This is a genomic window from Rhodococcus sp. MT28 (assembly GCF_058792695.1).
In genome coordinates, this window is sequence record NZ_JBXAFD010000001.1 from 1,581,352 (window position 1) to 1,599,139 (window position 17,788).

General features: G+C 61.3%; 18 protein-coding genes. 10 read left to right on the top strand and 8 right to left on the bottom strand.

What is annotated here, in order from left to right; translation table 11 throughout:
• Positions 1-24 precede the first annotated feature (24 nt).
• Positions 25-618 (bottom strand): TetR/AcrR family transcriptional regulator, encoded by a 594-nt coding sequence (locus tag AC1Q6C_RS07625; RefSeq protein WP_007730510.1) that lies wholly within the window; start codon positions 616-618, stop codon positions 25-27.
• Positions 619-742: 124 nt separating this feature from the next.
• Here AC1Q6C_RS07625 and AC1Q6C_RS07630 point away from each other — a divergent pair, with 124 nt between their 5' ends.
• On the top strand, positions 743-1,396 hold the full coding sequence (locus tag AC1Q6C_RS07630; RefSeq protein WP_007730507.1) for a nucleoside/nucleotide kinase family protein: 654 nt from the start codon (positions 743-745) through the stop codon (positions 1,394-1,396).
• Positions 1,397-1,410: 14 nt separating this feature from the next.
• On the opposite strand, the gene AC1Q6C_RS07635 is transcribed toward AC1Q6C_RS07630, so the two are convergent.
• From AC1Q6C_RS07635 to AC1Q6C_RS07655, 5 genes are all read right to left on the bottom strand, one after another.
• Positions 1,411-1,545, bottom strand: coding sequence for a hypothetical protein (locus tag AC1Q6C_RS07635; protein ID WP_003942853.1), 135 nt, complete (start codon positions 1,543-1,545; stop codon positions 1,411-1,413).
• A gap of 227 nt (positions 1,546-1,772) precedes the next feature.
• Entirely contained in the window at positions 1,773-3,218 is a 1,446-nt protein-coding gene (locus AC1Q6C_RS07640; RefSeq protein WP_492666480.1) for an aminobutyraldehyde dehydrogenase, read from the bottom strand.
• Positions 3,215-3,577, bottom strand: coding sequence for a cupin domain-containing protein (locus tag AC1Q6C_RS07645; RefSeq protein ID WP_007730501.1), 363 nt, complete (start codon positions 3,575-3,577; stop codon positions 3,215-3,217). Before AC1Q6C_RS07645 ends, AC1Q6C_RS07640 begins: the two co-directional genes overlap by 4 nt.
• Position 3,578: 1 nt before the next feature.
• On the bottom strand, positions 3,579-5,183 hold the full coding sequence (locus AC1Q6C_RS07650; RefSeq protein ID WP_007730498.1) for a N,N-dimethylformamidase beta subunit family domain-containing protein: 1,605 nt from the start codon (positions 5,181-5,183) through the stop codon (positions 3,579-3,581).
• Positions 5,180-6,634 carry an APC family permease gene (locus AC1Q6C_RS07655; RefSeq protein WP_007730482.1) on the bottom strand — a complete coding sequence of 485 codons (1,455 nt, stop codon included), beginning with the start codon at positions 6,632-6,634 and terminating at the stop codon, positions 5,180-5,182. The genes AC1Q6C_RS07650 and AC1Q6C_RS07655 overlap by 4 nt, the downstream gene beginning before the upstream one ends.
• Positions 6,635-6,882: 248 nt before the next feature.
• Between AC1Q6C_RS07655 and AC1Q6C_RS07660 the strand changes: the two genes are divergently transcribed.
• The 3 genes from AC1Q6C_RS07660 (at position 6,883) to AC1Q6C_RS07670 (ending at position 9,588) form a co-directional block, all read left to right on the top strand.
• Positions 6,883-7,929, top strand: coding sequence for a LacI family DNA-binding transcriptional regulator (locus tag AC1Q6C_RS07660; RefSeq protein WP_007730477.1), 1,047 nt, complete (start codon positions 6,883-6,885; stop codon positions 7,927-7,929).
• Between the two features lie 90 nt (positions 7,930-8,019).
• Positions 8,020-8,886, top strand: a complete 867-nt coding sequence (locus AC1Q6C_RS07665; protein ID WP_030536126.1) for an alpha/beta hydrolase family protein — start codon at positions 8,020-8,022, stop codon at positions 8,884-8,886.
• Between the two features lie 336 nt (positions 8,887-9,222).
• Positions 9,223-9,588, top strand: a complete 366-nt coding sequence (locus tag AC1Q6C_RS07670; RefSeq protein ID WP_007730475.1) for a hypothetical protein — start codon at positions 9,223-9,225, stop codon at positions 9,586-9,588.
• Positions 9,589-9,700: 112 nt separating this feature from the next.
• Here the strand turns inward: AC1Q6C_RS07670 and AC1Q6C_RS07675 are convergent, their stop codons facing one another.
• The gene (locus AC1Q6C_RS07675; RefSeq protein ID WP_003942898.1) at positions 9,701-11,035 is read right to left on the bottom strand and encodes an MFS transporter; all 1,335 of its coding nucleotides are present in this window, start codon (positions 11,033-11,035) and stop codon (positions 9,701-9,703) included.
• Complete coding sequence (locus AC1Q6C_RS07680) at positions 11,035-12,750, bottom strand: amidohydrolase (RefSeq protein WP_030536127.1); 1,716 nt, start codon at positions 12,748-12,750, stop codon at positions 11,035-11,037. Before AC1Q6C_RS07680 ends, AC1Q6C_RS07675 begins: the two co-directional genes overlap by 1 nt.
• Positions 12,751-12,974: 224 nt before the next feature.
• Here AC1Q6C_RS07680 and AC1Q6C_RS07685 point away from each other — a divergent pair, with 224 nt between their 5' ends.
• The 6 genes from AC1Q6C_RS07685 to AC1Q6C_RS07710 all read left to right on the top strand — a co-directional run bounded on the left by AC1Q6C_RS07685 (position 12,975) and on the right by AC1Q6C_RS07710 (position 17,739).
• On the top strand, positions 12,975-13,877 hold the full coding sequence (locus tag AC1Q6C_RS07685; protein WP_007730473.1) for an Lrp/AsnC family transcriptional regulator: 903 nt from the start codon (positions 12,975-12,977) through the stop codon (positions 13,875-13,877).
• Positions 13,878-13,955: 78 nt separating this feature from the next.
• Positions 13,956-14,612: a FadR/GntR family transcriptional regulator gene (locus tag AC1Q6C_RS07690; RefSeq protein WP_054186998.1), complete on the top strand. Its 657-nt coding sequence runs from the start codon at positions 13,956-13,958 to the stop codon at positions 14,610-14,612.
• The gene (locus tag AC1Q6C_RS07695; protein WP_065351558.1) at positions 14,609-15,412 is read left to right on the top strand and encodes a class I SAM-dependent methyltransferase; all 804 of its coding nucleotides are present in this window, start codon (positions 14,609-14,611) and stop codon (positions 15,410-15,412) included. Before AC1Q6C_RS07690 ends, AC1Q6C_RS07695 begins: the two co-directional genes overlap by 4 nt.
• 56 nt (positions 15,413-15,468) lie before the next feature.
• Positions 15,469-16,020 (top strand): acyl-CoA thioesterase, encoded by a 552-nt coding sequence (locus tag AC1Q6C_RS07700; RefSeq protein WP_042451572.1) that lies wholly within the window; start codon positions 15,469-15,471, stop codon positions 16,018-16,020.
• Between the two features lie 45 nt (positions 16,021-16,065).
• Positions 16,066-17,346, top strand: coding sequence for an NAD(P)/FAD-dependent oxidoreductase (locus AC1Q6C_RS07705; RefSeq protein ID WP_030536131.1), 1,281 nt, complete (start codon positions 16,066-16,068; stop codon positions 17,344-17,346).
• Positions 17,347-17,415: 69 nt separating this feature from the next.
• Positions 17,416-17,739 (top strand): DUF6292 family protein, encoded by a 324-nt coding sequence (locus AC1Q6C_RS07710; protein WP_003942947.1) that lies wholly within the window; start codon positions 17,416-17,418, stop codon positions 17,737-17,739.
• Positions 17,740-17,788 lie beyond the last annotated feature (49 nt).

A 17,788-nucleotide genomic window follows, 5' to 3' on the forward strand; every position in this document is an offset into this window, starting at 1 on the left:
GCGCCTCGCTCGGAACGAGTTGCGCTAGTTCTGGGTGAGGAGCAGGCGAACGACGCCTGCCCATTGACTGATCGAACGACGCGCAGACGCGTCGCTCTTCTGCACTGCCCGGGACAGCGCCAAACCACGGAGCATCAGCACCGTCAGATCTGCAATCTGCGAATAGTTCTCGGAAGCAACAATTTCGGGACCGAAAGCGTCGTGGACAACTCGCCGCAGATCCCGTCCGGCGATTCGCTCCGATTCCCGGAGCACCTCGGCCAACACCGGATCCGTCCGCGCTGCGGACCACAGTTCGAGTTCCGCTTGAAATGGCGGCTGAGTCAACGCCGAATACAGAGCGGAGATCGAGTTCTCGATCGTGTCAACCGACGAATCCTGCCGAGACATGGCAGCTCTTACCGCCACCTCGTTCCGTACGACGATGTTCGAAACCAACGCCGCAGTGAGCTCCTGCATGTTCGGAAAGTGGTGCAGCAGAGCGCCCCGACTGACTCCGGCAGCGGTTTGCACCGACTGCGCCGTCAGAGATGAATAACCGTCCGCTATCAGTAAATCCGTTGCCGCATCGAGAATCCGGTGGCGCGTCGCTTCGCGCTGCGCATCGCGCAGGGTCACGGTCTCACCTCCAACTTCTCGAGTGGCATGGATCACAGTTTCACAGTCCATTCAGACTGTCAATGGCCGAAAGCCTCCGGCGTACTCTCGATGCACCGGCCCTTCGGACTGATCGGAGCAACACGTGACGACCTCACCGCCGACCGTCTCGCTGACGCTCGACCAACTTGCTTCACGCGCTGCTTCCCTGATCACCGACGACGGTCGGAGAATCCTCGGCATCACGGGCGCACCGGGAGCCGGAAAGTCGACGGTGTCACAGGCAATTGTGCGGAAATTAGGTTCTCGTTGCTCCATCGTCGAGATGGACGGTTTTCATCTTGCCAATCGGGAACTCGACCGACTCGGCAGGCATGAACGCAAAGGCGCACCGGACACCTTCGACGTCGACGGCTACGCGGCTCTACTACGCCGACTCCGAGCCTCGAACTCGACGGTCTATGCTCCGGTCTTCGATCGCGAGTTCGACGAATCAATAGGCAGCACAACGGCTGTCGATCCATGTACACCGCTGATAGTCACCGAGGGGAACTATCTCCTCCTACCCAGTGGTGGATGGCAGGAAGTGCGAGCAGCACTCGACGAGGTCTGGTATCTCGACGTTCCGGAGGAAACTCGGACGAAGCGCTTGGTGAAACGCCACAGCCGCTTCGGAAAGAGTTCCGAAGCGGCTGCAGAGTGGGTGAAACGGGTAGATCAGCCGAACGCCGAGTTGATCAGCGCAGTCAGGCCACGCGCGGATCTGATCGTCAGAATCGAACGGTCCGAGCCTCACTGATGTCAGCTGAAAACCTAAGAACCGCCGCCGGTTCCGAGAAAAGTGGCCAGCCCGGCAACTCCGGCGATTCCGCCGAATATCGCCGCCAATGCACCGGCGACGGTGATAACGCTGTCGAGCGCTTTGAGATCGGTGTCGGATGAACCCATGGCAGTCTCCTGGAGTCAGAATTGAAAGTGGGGTTGAATGTGCGCCGAAGTGCGCAATGTTGCACACGTCACTTTACCGGCATTCGCGACCCGAATCAACGAAAATTCTCTCTAAACATGTTGCACTGCAACATATTCAAACAGCAGCTTGCAGGTCCACCGAGGCACGACGACGGCCACCGTCCCGCAGCGCGGGCAGGTGGCCGTCGTTGGATATTGCCGAGGAGTCAGACGCTCGTCACATGCATGACGTGCTTGGCCCTCGTGTACTCCGCCAGTGCGAGCTCCGACAGATCCTTGCCGTAACCCGACCCGGCGAAGCCACCGTGAGGCATCTCAGCGGCGAGCATTCCGTGGGCTCTCACCCAGACGCAGCCGAAATCCAGTTCGGCCGTCATCCTCATCGCGGTGCCGTGGTCGGACGTCCACACGCTCGACGCGAGAGCGTACTTGGTCCCGTTCGCAAGTTCGATCGCTTCAGCCTCGGTGGAGAACGACTGTACGGTGACAACCGGCCCGAATATCTCTTCCTGGACCAGTTCATCTTCCTGCTGCACCCCGGAAATAACAGTCGGCAGATAGAAAAACCCTGGTCCAGCTGGCTTTCCCCCGCCAATACATACGTTCGTATTTGCTGAGCGTCTCTCTACCAACTCCGCCACTCGATCACGGTGAGCGCGGCTGACCAGGGGGCCGAGACAATCGCCCGATTCCGGTCCGCCCAACCTCAAGTCCGCGGCCGCAGCCGTCAACTTCTCGGTGAACTCCTCCGCAACCTCCTCTTGAACGAGAATCCTCGTCGCAGCGGTGCAATCTTGACCGCTGTTGTAAAAGGCCCCGGCAACAATCCCCGCGACTGCGCCGTCGAGGTCCGCGTCGGCGAAAACAACGGCGGGTGCCTTGCCTCCGAGTTCGAGATGCAACAGCTTGACGTCTTCCGACGCGGCCTTTGCGACCGAAATACCCGCTCTCGTCGATCCCGTCAGCGCAATCATCCGAGGAACCGGATGAGCGACGAGCGCGGCTCCGGTATCGCGATCGCCGCACACTACGTTCAACACCCCGGGCGGATAGATCTGCGCTGCAAGCACTCCCAGCATCACCGCGGTTTCCGGCGTCTCCTCGGCCGGCTTGAGCACGAGGGTGTTTCCCGTCGCGAGTGCCGGCGCGATCTTCCAGACCGCCATCATCAACGGGTAGTTCCAAGGAGCGATCGCACCGATCACGCCAATGGGTTCACGTCTGACATAAGACGTAGCACCCTCCGTGTACTCCATTGCGGCAACGCCCGGCAGAGAGCGGGCAATACCCGCGAAGTACCGCAGAAAGTCAACACACTGCGGGATCTCGTCGTCTCGCACCTGCCTGAGAGGCTTGCCGGTACTGCGGCATTCGACCTCGAGGAAATATTTCGCGTTTGCTTCCAGCGCGTCCGCGAGGGCCAGCAGCAACTCCTGACGGCGCGCAGGGGTGGACCGGCGCCAGGACCGCGCAGCCTTCTCGGACGAACGGCAGGCTCGGTCGACGTCATCGGCGGAACCGACGGCAGCACGGGCGTATACATTGTCGGTCACCGGATCGACCAGCACGGAAAGTCTACCTGCCGGGCTCTCGCACGTTCCGTTGATCACGTGACCAAACGCTGCGACAGTCATCGAAGTTTCCACCGTCATGAGCGCGATCCGGGGAGCGCGACGAAGAACTTCTTCGACGGCTCAACCGTCTCCCAGGTACCGCGAAACGACTGCGGCACGAAAAATGCTTCCCCAGCGGAGAATTCGCGACGGTTTCCATCGAGGTCGATCAGCGCCACCCGGCCGCTGATCATGATGCAGACCTCGTCGTACGGATACGGGTCGCACAAGAGCGTGCCGGGCTCGCCTTCCCAACCACCGCCGAAGTATTCCCCGTTCGGATCTCCGAACGACCTCCATTCGGATTCCGACCAGTTCGGGCTCGCGTCGTCACCCCACTCCGGGATGAACCGCGTCCCCTGCCCTGGCCCGAACATTCGAATGTCGTTGACACTCATGTCATTTTTCCTTCGTGTTGGAGCTGGAAATTCGTGCAGCAAACAGATTCAGTACGTTTGCAGTTATTCGTTCGGTGAACGGATCGTGATGGATCAGCCCGTTCACCCATTCGGTGGAACCTGCGTTGAACACGGAGCCGAGACCTCGCTTGTGACAGGCGACCATTCCCGATCCGTATTCGAGATCACGAAGGTGATCTGGAGGCTCACTGCCATAGAAGCATTCGATGATTCCCTGCACTTCGGCGAAAGGCGCACCGATCGGAACTTTCCCGTTCCATTTGTCCCGCGAACCCGAAACTGCCGGCGCCATCGCGATGATCTCCAGATCCTCGGGAGCGCCGTCGACGCCGGTCGCATACGGCTGGCCCTTCCGGAACGTGAAATCCACGCCGTCCATCTCGAATCCGGCAACACAGATCGGGGCGATCCCGAAGTTGTCTCCGTAGTACAGGTCGGTTCCGTTCAACGCCCAATGATCCGGCCGGTATACCGTGAAACCGCCCGAAGACCTGGGAGTTGTTGCACCGTAACGATTGTAGACACCGGCCATGCCGGTCAATCCCATCGTCCACGCCCCCGGTCGGGCAACCTCGGGCGAATCCCACGCCGTCGTCACCCGGGTCGGGTCGACTTCTCGCATCGGATCGTCGAACGGATTCTTGTAACAGACTTGTGCGTCGTTTTCGAGGCGTACCTGCCACAGGAAGTTCCCGCCGAATCGCGCCAGACCACCACCCTCTTCGACGAAATCATCTATGCGGTCACGCATCTCCCAGGACCAGTACTCGTCGTGACCGACGACAACTGCGCATGAATATCCATGCAGCGCTGACGGATCGTTATGCAGATCGTGTTGTGTCACGTGGTGGACGCGGAACCCCTGCTCTTCCGCCCAGACCGTGAACGGCCTCTCGTAAGTGGCCCAGAAGGCGTCCGCATGGTGACGCGAGTAGCCGTTCACCCACGCCCATTCGTACGGCGGGTGACGGGGTATCCATCCGATTCCCGGTGTGTCGGTGTGGATGTTGCGTGCTGCGCCCTCGGGTTTGCGCAACATCCCCCGCGCGACGGGACGCTGCGTCGAGGAAATCGGTGTCGGCACATCGCCGGAGCCGTCCGGAACACCTCGGTAGTGGTTTGCCCCACCCCAGTCGTTGTAGGCCAACATCGTGCTGGTGGTGTGAATGAGTACGAAGTCGGCATGCTCGGGTTCGCGCGCCTTGACGACGAAGAAGCCCTCCCGCTCAATAGTCACCCCTTCGTGGAGCATCCGGACCAGAACCAAGTACATGCCGGACGTCCATTTCGGATCTATCTCGACGGCAAGGGATTCCGACCAGTCGCAGCCCACTGCGTACGCGTCGGCAGGCGTCTGCTGCTGCTTGCCCGGCAGACCGACGTATTGCGCGACCTGTTGCGGCCGGGCGCCGTCTCGAACAATTTCGAGGTCGTATTCTTCTGCGGTGGTATGCACTCGGATCGAGACGGTGTCACCACCGAAGTACGAGAACCTGTCCGCATAGACCCATATCTCGGGAGCGCCCGGAACAATTCCGGGACGTTCGACCAACCCTCCGGGGACCGACCATGCGTATTCGCTCATGCCGACAACTCCTCGACCGAGTGTTCACGTACGCGCATCCCGCGTCCCACGCCGAATGCGAAAGCCAACAGCAATGGCACTGCCAACAAGAAGTTTTGCGCGGTGGTCAACCCGGTCAGGTCACTCATGTTCATCAAGAGGTATCCGAGCGCGACGATCAACGCCACTGCAGCGAGCGAGGGTGCAATCAACCTCTGCCACAGACCTTCACCGCGAGAATCCTGCGAGAAGAACCTGAGCACGGCGACGGAAGTGAGAACCTGCAACACCAGCACACCGATGATCGTTGGTGTATTCGTCCACACGACTACTTGGGTGTACGGGTCTGCGGGCGTCAGCGCAAAGCCGGCGATTGCCGCGAATACCAGTGCGCCTTGTGTGATTCCGGCGACGCTCGGCGTTCCAGTGGTCGGCGAAACCCGTGCAAGCGCGGCAGGAAAGACTTTCGCGCGCCCCATGGTGAGCAGATAGCGACTGCAAGCATTGTGGAGGGCAAGGCAACCCGCGAAGAAGCTCGTGACGATCAACAGATGCATCACGTCGGTCATCATGGAGCCGGCAAATTCATTGTTGAGATCGAAGATCAGCTCGGACGGGTCACCGCCGAGTAGGTCGCCCATCCGACTCGGGCCGACGGCCTGCACGATCACCCAAGCACAGAATGCGTAGACCACAGCCAGAACAGTGACTGCTGTGTAGGTCGCACGCGACACTGTGCGTTTGGAATCGACAACTTCCTCGCTGTAGATCGCCGTTTGCTCGAAACCGACGAAGGAGGTGAAGGTCAACACGAAGACGCTCGCCAGTCCGGCTGTCATGAAGGTCGACGGCGAAAAACTGTCGAGCGACAGTCCTTCGTGGCCGCCTTTCAACAGAACCGCCACACAGAAGACTGCGAGGACGCCGAGCTCGAGCGCCATCAAAACGGCCAGCACCTTCGCGCCGATATCGACCCTGCGATATCCCACCACCACGACCAGAACTGCGACCGCCAATGCGCAGGTGTAGACGGAAACGGTTACTCCCAAGAACAACTCGATCGTCGACGAGAGAAAGATGCCGCAAGCGACGACGAATCCGATCTGGCCACCGAGATAGCCGATGTAAGCCAGCACAGAGGCGCCTGCGCCGACTGTTTTTCCGAGCCCTTCGGTGATGTAGGCGTAGAACGCGCCCGCGCCGCGGATATGCCTGCTCATCGCTGTGAAGCCGACGGCGAACAGTAGATAGACGATCCCGGGAACGACGTACCCCACCGGAAGCGCAGCGCCGGAAACCATCAGGCCCAGTGGCGCGAATCCCACCAGGATCGTCAGTGGCGCCGCTGCGGCGATGACGAAGAAGACCAGATGACGGCTGTTGATAGTTCCGGCGCGCAGGCCCGAGGATGACGTGGGAGAACCGGATTCAGAATGCGTTCCTGCACCGGGAGGGTCGGTTTTTTCGGTCATGGGGAGGCTCCGCGAGTTAAGGCAAGTATGCGCCTGCCTGGTCAGGTTTCCCGAGGTTCGCCCGAATTTCTCTCGACGTTCGCCCGGTGTTCCTAAGAGAGTGCCGAATCGTTTCATCAGTGTCAATACCTGCGCTGAAACGATTCGACGTTTTGTTTTGAGGTGCCCCTCACCGGTGCACGCAACATGCCGAAACGATTGATCGATAGGCTGGAGACAAACCGACCAACGAGTAGAAACGATCCGCAGTGGCTACCCCTGTTTCGCCGACGCTTCGTGATGTCGCCAACGCCGCCGGCGTCGCGGTGTCCACGGTCTCCTATGCACTCAACGGCAAGGGCCGGGTCGACGCGGCCACTCGCGCTCGGGTTCAAGAGGTTGCCGACCGCCTTGGATACCGTGCCAATCGGTCGGCCCAGAATCTCAGGTCAGGCCGGACTGCCACCCTCGGGTTGATGCTCCCCGCTCCCGACCAACTGTCATCGGCCGAGTACCTCAATTTCGACTGGTACGGGCGCGTGGCGACCGCCGCGACCCAGGCTGCATTCCACGCCGATCACTCACTCCTCCTACTGCCGTCGATGAAAGATCCGAACGGACTGCGGCGCATCGAGATGGACGGCGTACTGGTCGTCGACCCGATGGTCGACGACCCGCGCGTCGAAGTTCTGCAGAAGATCGGAATCCCCTCTGTCGCAGTGGGTCCTGGACAATCCGGGCAGTTCGGATACTCCACCTCACCGGACCTCGTCTCCACCACGGAGACTCTTCTGAACCACCTCGCCGAACGTGGCGCAAGGGACATTTTCGTCCTCACTCCCGGAATGCATTCGGAGTGGACCCGCGCAACGACTTTCGCTTACTTCGAGTGGTGCCGCGCCCGAGGCGTGGCACCACGCACCAGCGAGGAATTGACGTCGTTTCCGGGCGCCAGCACCGTCGGAGGCCTCATCGGGGCCGCGTATGCGGCCACCCGCGAGGCCCTCGACTCCTCGACTCCGCCTGACGCGATCCTGTCGTTGATTCTCGGTTGCGCCCCGGCAGCGGCGCGAGCGGCCCTCGATCTCGGGCTGTCGATTCCGGGTGACGTCTTGATTGCACAGGACAGTGACGAACCCGCCCTGCTGGTTTCCCAGCCCCCGATCACTGCCTTCGACTTCTTCCCCCAAGAACAGGCGGCAGCGGCCGTAGATGCACTGTTGGCTCTGGTCAACGGTGACGAACCCCCAGTTCAGAGCTATACGCGTAGCGAACTCCGCGTGCGAGCGAGCACGGCCCATTCGCTCACACCATAAATTCACCTGGCACCGATAGACTGATTTCCGAATTATCGTCCGTCGCCTGCCGAGAGGAATCAGGTCATCGCGCACCGCTCCCGCGACCGCTTGGCCGGGTATCTCGCCGTAGTGCTGGTCTGTGCACTCGCCCTCCTCGCATCTGTCAGCAGTGCGACCGGCCTCGACCGCGACGTCGCTCCGGTCCGCATCGCCTACGCCGCGGCCGCAGACACTTTCGGCGATCTGTATCTTCCAGAAGGATCGGACGGTGACCTGCCGGTCGTCGTACTCATTCACGGCGGTGGATGGGCCCAGAAGAGCAATCTCGAATACGCGGGCGCGTGGGCAAAAACCCTGACCCCGTACGGAATTGCGGTCTGGAACATCGAATACAGACGCGTCGGCGGTCAGGGTGGTTGGCCGACCACGCTCTCCGATACCGTTACGGCCACCAACGCCCTGGCCGGCATCGTTCAGGAAAAGGCCTCCGGGCGACTGGATTTGAGCCGTGTACACATCGCCGGCTACTCCGCGGGTGGACAACTTGCCGCCTGGGTCGCATCGCGATCCCAACAGGGTGCAGACGCCCCGGAACCAAACCTCTCGGTGCCGGTTCGCTCGACGACGATCATGGCCGGCGTCTTCGACATGACGCTCGCCGCAACCGCGGGCAAAGATCGATTTGTTCGAAATCTTCTGGGCGGCATGCCTACCGATCATCCCGATCGCTACCGCATCGCATCACCGATCGAGCACCTCCCCACCGGCCTCCCCGTCACGGTGATCCACGGACTCGGAGACAAGGTCGTGTCGGTCGAACAGAGTCGGCGCTATGCCCGTGCCGCCCGAGCAGCAGGCGACGTGGTCGATCTGATCGAACTTCCCGGCGTCGGCCACGGCGAGTTCGGCAACCCGACGACCGACGCCTGGGCTACCACCAAGCAAGCAATAATCGGCCACATAAATGCCTCTTGAGCAGGTAATACGGGCCACAGTGCTCTCAGCCGCTCGAAATAGAATTAGCTGAAACTCAATCGATGACGTACGGTGGGGTTATCAGAGGGCAGCCGTCAGTCAGGCAGCCGGTCGCTTCGCCCGGAACAACAGTTCCAGTATTCGTTCCAGGGGCAGACTTCCAGTTCGGTGCAAATCCGCGCCTTTGATCACTACGCACTTTCATCAGTCCCGCAGATTGTTGACCAGGCCGAAGGCTCCGACGGAGTCCGCCGCCAATCGCGTACCGACTGCACCAGTATCAACATGCGCTACACACCGCACGGGCCCAAAGACCCTGCGGTTCAAAGGAATACCTTGATCAACACCATGATTCACCCCGACGACACGAACAACCAGACGAACAGCAACTCGACGAACGGTCTACGGATCCCGACTACTTCGGGCCGGATCCGCGAGCGCGGTATCGAAATCGTCTGTACCCTCTACCGTTGCAGCACCGACGAAGCCGCCGAGCTGTTGCTCCGACATTCTCAGACCAACAACCTCAAGGTCACCAGCCTGATCAAAGCGCTTGTCGCCCTGATCGACGAAGACACGTCCGGCACTGGTTACGGAAGCAGTAACACGCTGGCGTCTCACTTCTGGCTGCGTGAGATCAGAAATCTCAGCCAGGCCCACCGACGCAGCGATCATTTTCATCGCCATCTCGTCGGCGCGTAACCGGCGCTGAACGACAACTGACCTGAAACGACAGCTGGGGCAGTACACGGAAATCGTGTACTGCCCCGGCTGTCGTGTTTTCAGTTGTCAGGCGGAAGCCGACTCTCGGCAATCAGGCGGAAGCCGATTCCTTGTTCAGGCCCTGCGGAGCACCGTCGGTATCTGTCGCCTCGTCCACATGCTGCGGAGCGAAGAGCAGGCAGACGATGCTCAGGACGCACATGCCGATCAGCAGTGCGATGACCGGCCAGATGCTGCCGGTTGCCTTGTACATCAGCGTCGACACCAGCGGAGACAACCCACCGAAGATCGCGCCTGCACCCTGGTACGCCAACGAAATGCTTGTGTAGCGGGCCTGCGGCTTGAACATCTGCGACAGGACGGCGGCGATCGGGCCGTACGTGGCCGCCAGCACCAGTCGCATGACAGCGAAGGTCAGGAAGATCAGGAACACGGATCCGGACTTCAGCACCAGGAACTGCGGCGCTGCGAGAATCGCGACTGCCGCAAGGCCCCAGATGACGACGCGGACGCGTCCCACCTTGTCGCCGAGCCACGCCACGCCGAGAGTCGCGATCAACTCGACCACTGCAGCGACACTGAGCGCGTTGAGAATCAACGTCTCCGACAATCCGACATCGGGGTCGGTTGCGTATGCCGTGATGAAGGTCGTCACGAGGTAGTAGCCGCCGACTGCGACGGGCAGAATGCCGATGCCCAGGATGATCGGGCGCCAGTTGGTCACCAGCGCGTACTTGAGCGGCAGCATTTCCGGTACGTCCGCGGACTTCACCTCGGATTCGAAAACCGGGGACTCTTCGACCTTCAGGCGAACGACCAAGCCGACGAGAATCAGCAGCGCCGAGCAGAGGAACGGCAGTCGCCAAGCCCACTCGCGCAGAGCGTCGTCGCCGAAGGTGGAGAGAATGCTGAAGAAACCTGTGGCCAGGAGCGCGCCGGCCGGGTTGCCCAGCTGAGCGAAACCGCCGTAGAAGGTCTTCTTGTCCTCGGGTGCATGCTCGACGGCCATCAGGACCGCGCCGCCCCATTCGCCGCCGACGGCAAAGCCCTGGACGAAGCGGAGCAGTACCAGCAGTAACGGCGCCCAGAACCCGATCGACGCGTAAGTGGGCAACATGCCGATGAGGAACGTGCCTGCACCCATCAGCGTCAAAGTCACAACCAAGGCGGTGCGTCGGCCCATCTTGTCACCGACATGGCCGAACACGATTCCGCCGAGCGGGCGAGCGAAGAAACCGACGGCGTATGTCGCGAACGCCGCCGCAACGCCGGTCAGGCGGTCGGTTCCGGGTGGGAAGAAGATGTCACCGAACACCAGGGCGGCTGCCGTGGCATACACGTAGAAGTCGTACCACTCGATAGTTGTACCGACGAAGGCTGCAAATCCCGCCTTGCGGGCCTTCACGATCTGTTGCTCTCGGTTCATTACTTTTCCTCGGTGGTCGAAGTGCTCGACAATAGGTGGTTATGACCTGAATGTGCGAGTTCGCCGTCGATCCAGGTCTCTCGGACCTCGATCTGCGCAATCGCGTCGGCCGGAACCTCGAGGGGATCCGCGCCCAGAATGACGAAGTCGGCCCGCTTGCCGACCGAGATGCTGCCCAGCTCTGCTTCGCGGCCCAGCGCACGCGCACCGTTGAGGGTATGAGCCTGCAATGCCTGGTCGGCGGTGATGCGGAGTGCATCGGAGCCGAGCTGATGGCCCTGACGCGTCACACGAGTAACGGCTGCCTGAATTGCTTCGAGCGGCTTCGGCTCTGCGACGGGGGCGTCGGAGCTGATGGTCACGGGAACTTCGGCAGCGATGAACTCGCCGAGCGGGTTGAACCGCTCGCCCGGAGTGCCGATCGCAGCGGTGACGCCCTCGCCCCAGTTGTAGTAGTGCTGTGGCTGGTTCACCGGGTAGACGCCGGCCAGGTTCATCCTTGCGATCTGCTCGGCCGTCGGGAGTCCGCAATGCTCGATGCGGTGACGAGCGTCGGCGTCGGGGTGAGCCTTCTGCGCAGCTTCGATGGCATCGAGCACCATGTCGATGGCGGTCGGTGACTGAGCGTGCGTGGCGGTCTGCAGACCCACCGAATGTGCCTTGGCAATCAGCTCCGAGTAGTCCGCCGGCTCGTGGTAGAGCTGCCCGGTGCGACACGGGTCGCCCACGTAGCCGTCGGGGAAGTATGCGGTCCAGCCTCCGAGTGTGCCGTCGGCGTAGAACTTGATGCCGCCGAACGCGAGCCGCGAATTGCCGAAGGCTCCGTGCATTCCCGTGTCGATGACGTGATCGAGGAGGTGGCTGAGCATGTACATGCTGACGCGGGTCTTGAGCTGATCCTGCTCGGCCAGACGCAGGTACATGTCGAATTCACGCCGGGTCACCTGGCAGTCACCGATGGTGGTGACGCCACCGGCCAGGAACTTGTCCTGAGCGACCGACAGCTGGCGAAGGTGCTCTTCCGGCTCGTCCTCGAGATGGAAGTTGGGGCCGTGATGGCCGACCTTCACTCCGTTGACGCCGGTGAGAATGTTGCACGCGGCGTCGGAGAGCTCACCGGTGAGTTCGCCGTCTTCATCTCGGAAGAACTCGCCACCGGCCGGATTCTCGGTGCTCGCGTCGATACCGTGCTTGTCGAAAGTGAAGGAGTTGACGACGCCGCCGTGACCGCTCGCGTTCATGAGGTAGACCTCGCGATCGGTGGCCACCTGATCGAGCTCTTCCTTGAGCGGGTGACGCCCTTCGATCAGGTTGCGGTGCTCGTAGCCGTATCCGCGAATCGGGACGCCCGCAGGTGCTGTGAGCGCCGCTTCCTGAAGTAGCGCAATGATTCCGGGGATGGAATGTGCCTTCTCCGGCCCACAGTCCACCCAGCTGAGCATCTGCCCGTACATCAACGGGTGTGCATGTGGATCGACGAAGCCGGGGACGACGGTGGCGCCGTCGAGTTCGACCACCGCGGTTGTGCGAGTGCTCAGCCGACGCGCCTCGGTGCGGCATTCCTCGAGCGTTCCCACCGCTGCAAAGCGGTTTCCGAACACCAGGAACGCTTCGGCTCCCACCGTGCTGTCGTCAACGGTGTGGATCTTGGCGCCGGTGAAGATCGTGCCGGTGGCGTCGAGAGGCGAGGCTTCGTGCGTGTGCAACTTGCGCATGGTGGTCCTTCGTCGAGATGGTGGTGCAGGTCACTGCGTGTTGAGCGAAAACTACGCCCTGACCTGGAGCTATGCAATGCATCAAAGTTTCAGACCAGGCGGTATACAACTTTTTTGTATGAGTTTTCGAGCATTTCTGCACTTATCCACATCATCCATGGCCACATGCGACTGTTCTAATAGGAAGCTCATACAGAAAAATCTTTGGAAAAGTTGGGGCAACCATGACGGTCGATCTCGATTCCAAGCTCATTGCCGCACTTCAGCGCAACGGGCGAGCGACGTACCGCGAACTGTCCGTGGCGGTCGACGCCCCACGAGCGGCGGTGTCCACCAGAGTGCAGGCGCTACTCGACTCGGGAACGGTGTCCGTAGTGGCCGTCGCGCACCCCGAACTTCTCGGGCTGAAGGCGCTTGCACACGTCTCGATCGCAGTGTCCGGACCGATGACCCCGGTGCTGGACGCGTTGATCGCATCCGAGGCCGCCGTCTACATCTCGGCAGTCAGCGGGCAGTACAACGTGATTGCGGAACTTCGGGTGCCCAGTCACGACGATCTGTACCGTGCCATCGCCGAACTCCGCTCACAACGTGGCGTTCGATCCGTGAGCACGCTGGTCTACGTCGACGTCATCAAGGGAATCTTCATGCCCGAGACCGCTTTACAAGCCGATATCCGACTCGACTCGACAGATGTCGCGTTGATCGAACTGCTCGAGCGCAACGGGCGAATGCCCTTTCTCGAGCTGGCCGAACACACCGGACTGTCGCCGAGCGCCGTGCGCAACCGGGTCAATCATCTGATCGCGAGCACGGCACTGCGCGTCGGCGCTGTCGTAAAGCGGCGAGGTGGTGGCCGAACGCTGGCGATGGGCATCGGCGTCAATCTGGGCTCACGGGACGACAACGCGGTATCGGAGATCGAGTCGCTGCCCGGAATCGAATTCCTCGCCCGGACCCTCGGACGATACGACGTGATCGCGACGGTCGCCGCCAACTCCTCGAGCGACCTGCATGCGCTGTCCGAGCGAATCCGCGGGATCGACGGTGTCAGCGGCTTGGAATCTTGGGCACATCTCGAGGTATTCAAGGAGCACTACGCCCGCAGCCTGGACGTACGCGGGTAATTTCCGAGTCATTGACCCACTTGGTCGGGCTCGCTAACCTCGATCAAGTCATTGACCCACTTATCCGAGGTGACATACATGGCCGATTCCGGACGCAAGGTAGACATCGTCGCCGCGGCGATCGAGGAGGCGATCTCGACCGGTCGATGGCCCGTCGGATCGAAACTCCCGCCGGAGACCGCATTGGTCGAAGAATTGGGAGTCGCCCGAAACACCATGCGCGAAGCGGTACGGGCGCTTGCACACGCCGGAGTTCTGTCCGTACGCCACGGTGGCGGCGTGTACGTCATGGCGGCGTCGCCGGTCGAAGGACTACTCGGGCGCAGGCTCGCCAGAGGTGACGTTCTCGACGTACTGAGCCTGCGACGCGGACTCGAGGTCGAAGCCGCGCGACTTGCAGCGCAGCGCCACACCCCCGAAGATCTCGCGCGGATACATGCAGCCTGGAATGCCCACCCCGGTCATGTCGGCGGCTTCACTGTCGAAGCCGGCATGGCCCTGCACCTTTCGATCGTCGAGGCGTCCCACAATTCCGCACTGATCGACGTCTACCGGGGAGTCCTTGCCGCCGTGACGGATTCGCTGTCCGCAGTCAGTGTCGGTCCAGGTTTCCACGTCGACGAGCACCGACCCTTGATCGCAGCCATCGAGGAACGCAACCCCGACGAAGCAGCGCACGCGGCAGGCGCAGCGCTCGACACGGTCATCGACGCCGTCGAAAGGAGCTTGGCGTGAATCGGGGAAACTGGAACGGTACGACCTATTCGCCTCTTGCCGAGCAACTCTCACCGGCATCGACGGAGGCACTGCGCTCGATCGGGCATGTGAGCACGGTGTACGACGTCTGCGCCGGAACCGGGAACTTTGCGCTCCCGGCGGCTCAGTCAGGCATGACGGTCCACGCACTCGACCTCTCCGCCAGCCAGCTCGAGGTCGCACGCGAACGCTGGATTCCCCACCCCGGCACTACCCAACCCAACTTCACGATCGGCGATGCGCAGTCTTTACCCTGGCCGAATTCGAGTGCCGACGCCTGCGTCAGCATCTTCGGGATCATCTTCTGTCCCGACCCCTCGATTGCCCTCGCAGAGATGATGCGGGTGACCCGGCCAGGCGGAAAGATCTGCGTCGCAACGTGGTCGGAGAACGGGTGGGCAGCAGCACTCCGCCGGGAGGCCGCCTCGGCGTGGAATGGCATCACACCACTACCGACGACATGGTCGAGCTCGAGCGAATTCGAGAAGGCAGCAGCCGGATTGGAGTCGGTGAGCTCGGCCTCGCACCTGCTCGAGTGGCAACTACCAGCCGGATCGGATCCCGTCGAGGAACTGTGCGACCAGGCACCGGCGTTGAAGAACTTTCGCGAGGCCGTTCGAAGCACAGGGAATTGGGCTTCGATGTCAGCGCACCTCCGCTCGACGCTCGAGCCCTATCTCAGGTCGAGCGCGGCCGGCCCCGTCGCCACCAGCGAATACGTCCTCCACACGGGCACTGTCCCGAACTCTGACACCGCGCTCTTCCGAACGCGCGGGTAACCCTCTTGGCCGGATACGGTCTCTTCACCGTCCACCGAACCGAAGAGGCCCGCTTGATGTCTGAATCGAACTCCCTACCTGAATTGAAGCAAGCATCGCAGCAAGCATCGAAACAAACCTTGTCCATGTCCGTCCTCATGACGCCGGACATGTCAAACTTCTCGGGCAACGTGCACGGCGGAACGATTCTGAAGTTTCTCGACCAGGTTGCCTATGCGTGCGCGAGTCGATATGCCCAGACCTACGTCGTGACTCTGTCGGTGGATCGTGTGGTGTTCCGCGAACCGGTGCATGTCGGCGAACTCGTCACGTTCAGCGCTTCCGTCAATTACACCGGGCGCACCTCGATGGAAATCGGAATTCGAGTCGAAACCGAAGACATTCTTCTCGGAAAATCTCGCCACACCAATAGTTGCTATTTCACGATGGTGGCGATGGGAAGCGACGGGAAACCGGCTGAGGTACCCCAACTCCGGCCGACCGGAACAATCGCCAGGCAGCGATTCGAGGCCGGGCGACGGCGTCGTGAACTGCGCAGAGAGAACGAGCTTCGTGAACAGTCCATCCGGGCCGCAGTTCGGGACTTAACGCCCGAACACGATGACTGAATCCAGTCATATTTAAGTTATAATCTTATGCATTAAGCTGATCGAGTGACTTCGAAGGCACGGGAAAAGTATGACGTTGTGATTGTCGGCGCGAGCATCGCGGGATGCGCGGCCGCAATCATGTACGCCCAGCAAGGTCTGCGGATAGCGCTTCTCGACGCTCGCTCCGACATCCGGGCGCACAAAGTCCTGTGCACTCACCACCTGCAACCGTGCGGTGCCCCGATCTTGCAACGACTCGGCGCCACGGAAAAACTGCTCGCCCTGGGAATGGTGGAAACCGTTCCGACATTCTGGACCCCGTGGGGAATGATCACCCCTGATGCCGCAGAGAACTCACCGCCACCTGGGTTCAACGTCCGAAGGGAAACTCTCGACCCCCTACTGCGCCAACTCGCGAACGACTACCCGAACGTCGACCTTCTTCTCGGGCATCGCGTTTCCGGACTACTGACCGAGAACGGCACTACTGCAGGCGTCTACGGCACCGAACAGGGTTCGGTCTTCACTGTCGAAGCACGATTGACCGTCGGAGCGGACGGCAAGGATTCGACCGTCGCACGATCCGCTCGTTGTGACTCCGTGACTGCATCCAACGGGCGTTTCAGCTATTTCGCCCAACTCTCCGGACTTGAACGACCCGGCGGAGAAACGTCATTGTCGTGGTTCATGGATCCCGACGTCGCCTATCTGCTCCCCAACGACGGCGGAATCAGCGTGCTGGTGGTCTTCCCTGCCCTCGACAAGCTCGGCTCGTTCGCTGACGACCTGTCTACTGCTTTCCTCGAGTACGCCAACGCATTACCCGGCGCTCCGCTTGTTCGGCGAGAGCACATCGTCGGAAAGATCGTTGGTACCAAACACTTCTCCACAACCCTCACCGAACCCGTAGGTAACGGGTTCGCACTCATCGGCGACGCTGCGGCAACCAACGACCCGTTGTGGGGTATCGGATGCTCGTGGGCACTCGAGACCGCTCAGATGCTGGTCGATGCGACCGCGCACATGCTGACGGAGACGCCGGCAGACACACTCGACTCACATCGGAACGTGAACGCTGCATTGACCGAATACCGTAGCGCCAGAGCGAGTATGACGAATCACATCGACTACATGAGTGGTTACGCCGGTGGGCGAAAGTTCACCGCGATCGAACGTCTGCTCATCTCCGCGGCCACCCACGACCACGACGAAGCCCGAAGGTTCTACTTGTTCGGTTCCCGGTTGATACCGGCCGAACAGTATCTCTCGACTCGCTCGGTCGCGCGGGCAGCACAAAAACATCTCAGGCACCGTCTGCGTCGTAGATCTGTGGCCGGGACGTAATCTGACAAGCGTTTTTTCGGCGCCGGCAACGGGGAACCCTCCGATCGCAACCGAGCCGGAGGAGCGACCATGCGTGCACACATCGCCATTCCGAGTGAATCGACTTGTCACAGGTACGTAGTCGCCGTCGCCAGCTCCACCTTCGCCGAATCGGTCATCTGGTGCGACGGCCCCGCGTTCGACGCAGTACTCGTTCTGGGCAGCGAGATTCCGCAGCACAGTGGCCACCGAGCCGTACTCGCCTGGAATCACTACTTCGGGTGGGCGCTCGGCGTGGAAACCACACCGGATGCGTCGTTCGCCGTTGTCGAATGCCTCGGTATCGGGAGAATGCCGGATCCTGAACTGTGCGCCGACCGCGCTGTCGAGTTGATTGCCCAGGCGGGTAGTTAAGGAACTCGTCGCGCGGCGCACAATCCGGCGGGCATAAGATCGAGCGCGA